Annotated in this window: 7 protein-coding genes; 6 read left to right on the top strand and 1 reads right to left on the bottom strand. The window is 72.1% G+C overall.

Annotation, left to right across the window (positions count from 1 at the left end; all coding sequences use genetic code 11):
• Positions 1-125: 125 nt before the first annotated feature.
• Genes L2I40_RS16515 through L2I40_RS16500 form a run of 4 tightly spaced genes read left to right on the top strand, consistent with a single transcriptional unit; the run spans position 126 to position 3535 of the window.
• On the top strand, positions 126-1001 hold the full coding sequence (locus L2I40_RS16515; protein WP_237216291.1) for a branched-chain amino acid ABC transporter permease: 876 nt from the start codon (positions 126-128) through the stop codon (positions 999-1001).
• On the top strand, positions 1001-1984 hold the full coding sequence (locus L2I40_RS16510; protein WP_237216290.1) for a branched-chain amino acid ABC transporter permease: 984 nt from the start codon (positions 1001-1003) through the stop codon (positions 1982-1984). The genes L2I40_RS16515 and L2I40_RS16510 overlap by 1 nt, the downstream gene beginning before the upstream one ends.
• Positions 1981-2841, top strand: a complete 861-nt coding sequence (locus L2I40_RS16505; protein WP_308116430.1) for an ABC transporter ATP-binding protein — start codon at positions 1981-1983, stop codon at positions 2839-2841. The genes L2I40_RS16510 and L2I40_RS16505 overlap by 4 nt, the downstream gene beginning before the upstream one ends.
• Position 2842: 1 nt before the next feature.
• Entirely contained in the window at positions 2843-3535 is a 693-nt protein-coding gene (locus L2I40_RS16500) for an ABC transporter ATP-binding protein (protein WP_456305748.1), read from the top strand.
• A 17-nt stretch (positions 3536-3552) separates the two neighbouring features.
• Here L2I40_RS16500 and L2I40_RS16495 read toward each other — a convergent pair whose 3' ends face one another.
• Positions 3553-5175 carry a peptide chain release factor 3 gene (locus L2I40_RS16495; protein ID WP_456305747.1) on the bottom strand — a complete coding sequence of 541 codons (1623 nt, stop codon included), beginning with the start codon at positions 5173-5175 and terminating at the stop codon, positions 3553-3555.
• A 49-nt stretch (positions 5176-5224) separates the two neighbouring features.
• Between L2I40_RS16495 and L2I40_RS16490 the strand changes: the two genes are divergently transcribed.
• Positions 5225-6190, top strand: coding sequence for a tripartite tricarboxylate transporter substrate-binding protein (locus tag L2I40_RS16490; protein WP_237216287.1), 966 nt, complete (start codon positions 5225-5227; stop codon positions 6188-6190).
• 136 nt (positions 6191-6326) lie between these two features.
• Positions 6327-6670, top strand: a 344-nt coding sequence (locus tag L2I40_RS16485) for a DUF6481 family protein (RefSeq protein ID WP_237216286.1), incomplete at its 3' end; no start/stop codon positions are given.

The raw sequence follows: 6670 nt of genomic DNA, 5'->3' as shown, positions 1-6670 counted from the left end.
CCCCTCTCCCCCCCCCCCAGCGGGGGGAGCGCGCGGGGGGGGGGCTCGGTCACGCAGCGCGCCCTCATCCTCGCACCCCCACCCCAGCCCTCCCCCGCTTGCGGGGGAGGGAGAGAGGGCCGCCGATGCTCGCCGAACTCCTGCAGTTCCTCGTCTCCGGCCTGACCGTCGGCGCGGTCTATGCGCTGGTCGCGCTCGGCTTCACGCTGATCTACAACGCCTCGGACGTGGTGAATTTCGCACAGGGCGAGTTCGTCATGCTCGGCGGCATGGTCACCGTCTTCGCCTTCGCCGCCGGCGTCCCGTTGCCGCTCGCCGCGGCGCTCGCCATCGCCGTGGCGGTGATCGTGGGCCTGCTGCTGCACCGGTTGGCGATCGAACCGGCGCGCGGGGCTTCGGCCGTCACGCTGATCATCATCACCATCGGCGCCTCGATCTTCCTGCGCGGCATCGCGCAGATCGTCTTCGACAAGCGTTTTCATCAATTGCCGGCCTTCTCCGGCGCCGATCCGATCCTCGTCGCCGGCGCGGCGATCCTGCCACAGAGCTTCTGGGTGCTGGGCGGTGCGCTGATCGTCTTCGCCGGGCTGTTCCTGTTCCTCGAGCGCACGCTGCTCGGCAAGGCGGTGCTGGCGACGGCGGCCAACCGCCTCGCGGCGCGGCTGGTGGGCGTCGACACCTCCTTCGTGCTCGCCCTCTCCTTCGGCCTCTCCGCCGCGATCGGCGCCTTCGCGGGGATCCTCATCACCCCGATCACGCTCACCTCCTTCGACGTCGGCACGCTGCTCGCGCTCAAGGGCTTCGCGGCCGCCATGCTCGGCGGCATGGGCAGCCCGCTCGGCGCCGTGATCGGCGGGCTGCTGCTCGGCCTGCTCGAGAGCTTCGCGGCCGGCACCCTCTCCTCCGCCTACAAGGACGCGGTCGCCTTCATCGTCATCCTCGGCGTGCTCTTCGTCATGCCGCAGGGCCTGTTCGGGCGCCGCAGCGTGGAGCGCGTCTGATGGACGCGAAGGCCGAGCCCCTCCCGGTCGCCGCCGCGCCGCCGCGCTTCCGGTTGAACGCCCGCTGGACGACGCTGCTGGTCCTCGCCGCGGTGATCGCGACGATTCCCTGGTTCTTCCCGTCCGGCTTCTACTTCCGCGTCGCGGCGCTGGTCTGGGTCACGGCACTCGCCGCCGTCGGGCTGCAGATCCTGATGGGGCAGGCGGGCCAAGTGAGCCTGGGCCATGCCGGCTTCGTCGGCATTGGCGCCTATGCGACCGCGCTCGGGCCCAGGTATCTCGGCCTCGACGTCCTGCTCTGCCTGCCGCTCGGCGCCGCCGTCGCGGCCGCGGTCGCCTTCCTCGTCGGCCGCCCGATCCTGCGCCTCAAGGGGCACTACCTCGCGGTGGCCACGCTCGGCTTCGGCATGCTCGTCGCCATGGTGCTCGGCAACGAGGTGTGGCTCACCGGCGGGCCGGACGGCATCAACGTACAGCGGCCGGAGATCCTGGGCTGGCGCATCCGCGGCGGCGAGACCTGGTACTGGATCACCGGCGCGATCCTGCTCGTCGGCGTCTGGATCGCGCTCAACCTGCAGGACAGCCCCTCCGGCCGCGCGCTCGCGGCGCTGCACGACAGCGAGGTGGCGGCGCGTACCGTCGGCATCGATGTCGCCCGCCACAAGCTGCGCGCCTTCGTCATCTCCGCGGTCTACGCCGCGGTGGCGGGCGGCCTGCTCGCGCTCCTCAACGGCCGCGCCTCGCCCGACTTCGCCGGCTTCCTCGCCTCGGTGGAATACGTGACCATGGTCGTCATCGGCGGGCTGGCCAGCGTGCCCGGCGCGGTGGCGGGTGCGGCGCTGCTCGTGCTGCTGCCGCAGGTGCTCACCGTCTTCCACGACTACGAGCACGCGGTGCTCGGCCTCCTGATCATGCTCTTCATGATCTTCCTGCGCGCCGGCATCGTGCCGGGCCTCGCGGCGCTGCTGCGGAGGCGGTCGTGAACGCCACGCGTCCGATCGCCGAAGCGACCGAAGGGCGCGAAGGCGTGAATCGGCCGCGCGAAGATGTTCGCGGGGCCGTGCTGCTCACCGCCGCGGACATCGGCATCTCCTTCGGCGGGCTGCGCGCGCTGGACGGCGTTGGCTTCAGCGCCCGCGCCGGCGAGATCCTGGCCATCATCGGCCCGAACGGCGCCGGCAAGACGACGCTGTTCAACATCGTCACCGGCCTCTACCGCGCATCCTCCGGCCGCATCGCGCTGGACGGCCAGGACGTGACGGAGGCGCCGCCGCACGCCCTCGCCGCGCGCGGCCTGTCGCGCACCTTCCAGAACCTGCAGGTCTTCTTCCGCATGACCGCGCTGGAGAACGTCATGGCTGGGCGGCACCTGCAGGAACGCTCGTCGCTGCTCGGCGACCTGTTCCGGCTGCCGGCCAGCCGCCGCGCCAACGCGGCGACGCGCGACGCCGCGATGGCGCTGCTGGCCGAGGTCGGGCTGGCCGACAAGGCCGACCTGCCCGCCGGCTCGCTGCCCTATGGCGCGCTGAAGCGGCTCGAGATCGCGCGGGCACTGGCGACGCAGCCGCGCGTGCTGATGCTCGACGAGCCCGCCGCCGGCTGCAACCCGGTCGAGACCGAGGAGATCGACCACCTCATCGTCCAGGTCGCCGCGCGCGGCGTCGCGGTGGTACTGATCGAGCACGACATGAAGCTCGTCATGCGCATCAGCCGTCATGTCGTGGTGCTGAACCAGGGGCGGATGCTGGCCGAGGGCACGCCGGAGGAGGTGCGCACCAACCCCGAGGTGATCGCCGCCTATCTCGGTACCCACGGCGCAAGAGAGGCCTCCCTTGCTTGAGGTGACCGACCTCCGCTCGGCCTATGGCCGCATCCTCGCGCTGAAGGGCGTCTCGCTCCGTGTCGAGACCGGCGAGATCACCGCCATCGTCGGCGGCAACGGCGCCGGCAAGACGACGCTGCTGCGCTGCCTGTCGGGCGTGCAGCCCGCGAGCGGCGGCAGCATCCGGTTCCACGGCGAGGACATCACCGGCTGGAGCCCGCACGCCCGCGTCGCGGCCGGCATCGCGCAATCGCCGGAGGGCCGCCAGGTCTTCGGGCCGCTGAGCGTCGAGGACAACCTCCGCCTCGGCGCCTTCCGCCGCGGCCGCGCGGAGACGGAGCTCAACATGGAGCGCGTCTTCGACATGTTCCCCATCCTGAAGGAGAAGCGGGCGCTCCAGGCCGCGGGCCTCTCGGGCGGGCAACAGCAGATGCTCGCGATCGGCCGCGCCCTGATGTCGGACCCGCGCCTGCTGCTGCTCGACGAGCCCAGCATGGGCCTGGCGCCCGTGCTGGTGGACCAGATCCTGGATGCGGTGGTCGCCCTGAAGGGCGCCGGCGTGACGGTGCTGCTGGTGGAGCAGAACGCGAGTGCCGCGCTCGCCATCGCCGACCGCGGCTTCGTCATCGAGACGGGCCGCATCGCCCATAGCGGCACCGGCGCGGACCTGCTGCACGACCCGGCGGTGCGGGAGGCTTATCTGGGCGTCTGACGCCCGGGTCCGTCTCGCTACCGCACCATCTGCACCACGCCGTGCTGCTCCCGCACGGCATGGAACTTCAGCTTCGGAAAGTCCTCCTCCGCGCGCTTGCGGCGCCAGTCGGAGCTGAACAGCGCGACGTATTCGCCGTCGTGGTCCTCGGCCGTGTCGCCGCGGTTCGTCGCGGCCCAACGCTCGATCTCGGCGCGCTCGCCGCTGATCCAGCGCAGCACCTGCCAGCGCGTCGCGTCGAAGCCGGCGGGTACGCCGTATTCGACCTTCAGCCGCGATTGCAGCACGTCCAGCTGCAGCTGCCCGACGACGCCGACCACGGGCGGGGAGCCGTCGAGCGGGCGGAAGATCTGCACGACGCCTTCCTCGGCCAGCTGGTCGAGCGCGGTGCGCAGCTTCTTCGCCAGCATCGGGTCCTCCAGCCGCACATGGCGCAGGATCTCCGGCGCGAAGGAGGGCACGCCCTTGAAGTTGACCTCCTCGCCCTCGGTCAGCGTGTCGCCGATGCGGAGCGTGCCGTGGTTGGCGATGCCGACCACGTCGCCGGGCCAGGCTTCCTCGGCGACCTGGCGTTCCTTCGCGAAGAAGAAGAGCGGCGCGTTCACCGGCACCTGCTTGCCCGTGCGCACCTGGCGCAGGCGCATGCCCTTGGTCAGCCGCCCGCTGCACAGCCGCACGAAGGCGACTCGGTCGCGGTGGTTCGGGTCCATGTTCGCCTGGACCTTGAAGACGAAGCCGGTGAGGCGCGGCTCCGCCGGCTCCACGTCGCGCGGGTCGGCAGGTCGCGCGCCGGGCGGCGGGGCGAAGCGGGACAGGCCTTCCAGCAGGTGGCCGACGCCGAAGTCGCGCAGCGCCGAGCCGAAGAAGACCGGCGTCAGCGTGCCCTCGCGGAAGGCCTCCAGGTCGAAGGCCTTCAGCCCGGCCTCGGCGAGCAGGACTTCCTCGGCCAGCGCCTCGGCGCGCGCAGGGCCGACGAGTTCCGCGATCCTCGGTTCGTCGTAGCCCGAGACCGGGATGCCTTCGTCTTCCGTCGCGTCCACCGGCATCAGGCGCTTCGCCAGGATGTCATAGGTGCCCCAGAATTCGCTGGCGCGGCCGACCGGCCAGGCGACGGGGGCTGCGTCCAGCGCCAGCGTCTTCTCGATCTCGTCGATCAGCTCGAAGGGATCGCGGGCCTCGCGGTCCATCTTGTTGACGAAGGTGACGATCGGGATGTCGCGCAGGCGGCACACCTCGAAGAGCTTGCGCGTCTGGCTCTCGATGCCCTTGGCGGCGTCGAGCACCATCACCGCGGCGTCCACCGCCGTCAGCGTGCGGTAGGTGTCCTCGGAGAAATCCTCGTGGCCTGGCGTGTCGAGCAGGTTGAAGACGACGCCGGCGCGCTCGAAGGTCATGACGGAGGTCGCGACGGAGATGCCGCGGTCCTGCTCGATCTTCATCCAGTCCGACCGCGTGCGGCGTGCGTTGCCCTTGGCGCGCACCGCGCCGGCGAGCTGGATCGCGCCGCCTTTCAACAGGAGTTTTTCGGTCAGCGTCGTCTTGCCCGCGTCGGGATGGGCGATGATCGCGAAGGTGCGCCGCCGCGCGGCCTCGCGCGCGACAGCGTCGGCAACCAGGGTTTCGCTCATGATGCGGCGCATATAGCGCGGCGGCCGGGTTCCGGCGAGGATCGCGACACGGAGGTCCGCCATGCCGACACGCCGCGCCCTGATCGCCCTGGCCACCCTGGCCGCCGTCCCGGCGGCGGCGCAGCCGGCCTTCCCGCAACGCCCCGTGCGCCTGGTCGTGCCCTTCCCGCCGGGCGGCACCACCGACGTGCTGGCCCGCGCGCTGGCCGCCAAGTGGCAGGACGCCTGGGGCCAGCAGGTGGTGGTGGACAACCGCGGCGGCGGCGGCGGGGTGATCGGCACGCAGGAGGTCGCCCGCGCCGCCCCGGACGGGCACACGCTGGTGCTCGGCAACAACCAGACCCATGCGACCAACGGCGCGCTGATCCCGGGTCTACCCTACGACCCGGCCGCCTTCGCCGCCATCACCCTGGTGGCGCGCGCGCCGCATGCGCTGGTGGTGCCGGCCGCCTCCCCGGCCCGGACCGTGGCCGAGCTGGTGGAGCTCGGCCGGCGGCCGGGGCGGGGCCTGTCCTATGCCTCCTCCTCGGCGGGCTCTTCCTCCCACCTGATGAGCGAGACCTTCGCGCGGCGGAACGGGATGAACGCGACCCACGTGCCCTATCGCGGCGCGGCGCCGGCGGCGCAGGACCTGGTCGCCGGGGTGGTGGACTTCATGATGGCGACCTGGGCAAGTGTCTCGGCGCTGGCCGCCGATGGGCGCATCCGCGCGCTGGCGGTGGGCGGCGACGCCCGCTTCCCGGATGCGCCGGGCGTGCCGACGCTGAAGGAACTCGGCTTCGACTATGTCTCGGCCGATGCCTGGTTCGGGCTCTTCGCGCCGTTCGGCACGCCCATGCCGCTGCTGGAGCGGGTCCATGCCGCGACCGAGGCGGCGCTGGCGGATCCGGTGGTGCGCGGCCGGCTGGAGGCGGCCGGCTTCCGGATCGAGACCATGCCGCCCGCCGCCTTCGGCCCCTTCCACCAGGCCGAGGTCGGGCGGTGGGCCGCCTTGGTGCGCGAGGCGGGGGTGACGCTGACCAATTAGCGCGGCGCGCAGAGGTCACCGCGACGGTTCCCTCACGAAGTGATGAGGGGGGAGGGTTGCGCCTCGGGCGGGCCACAACCCCTTGGCCTTGCCGCGCGCTGCGGCTACATGCAGCCATCCCCAAGCCAGCAGGACCATGCAGACCAAGAAGCTCTTCGACTTCAACGAGCGCAAGAATGCCGCCGAGGAGGCCCGCAAGGCCGCGGCGGAGAAGTTCGCCGCCATGAAGGCCCGCCTCGAGGACCCCGAGGTGCAGAAGCGCATGGCCGAGCAGAAGGCCATCGCCGAGGCGCGCGCCGCGCGCGAGGCCGAGAAGCGCGCCGCCAAGCTGGCCGCGAAGCAGGCCGAGGAAGCCGCGAAGCTCGCCGCCAAGCGCGAGGCCGAGCGGAAGGCGCAGGAGGAACTCGCCCGCCGCCGCGCGGCCGAGATCGAGGCCGCCAACGCCGCCGCCCGCCGCGCCGCCGACCAGCGCAACCGCGC

Source organism: Falsiroseomonas oryziterrae (genome assembly GCF_021864505.1).
GTDB lineage: Bacteria > Pseudomonadota > Alphaproteobacteria > Acetobacterales > Acetobacteraceae > Falsiroseomonas > Falsiroseomonas oryziterrae.
This window is presented reverse-complemented; position numbering and strand designations above follow the sequence as displayed.

Bases quoted from the DNA above. Each gene is read 5' to 3' on its own strand.
- L2I40_RS16515 (WP_237216291.1), top strand. From the start codon at position 126: ATGCTCGCCGAACTCCTGCAGTTCCTCGTCTCCGGCCTGACCGTCGGC.
- L2I40_RS16510 (WP_237216290.1), top strand. From the start codon at position 1,001: ATGGACGCGAAGGCCGAGCCCCTCCCGGTCGCCGCCGCGCCGCCGCGC.
- L2I40_RS16495 (WP_456305747.1), bottom strand. From the start codon at position 5,175: ATGCGCCGCATCATGAGCGAAACCCTGGTTGCCGACGCTGTCGCGCGC.
- L2I40_RS16490 (WP_237216287.1), top strand. From the start codon at position 5,225: ATGCCGACACGCCGCGCCCTGATCGCCCTGGCCACCCTGGCCGCCGTC.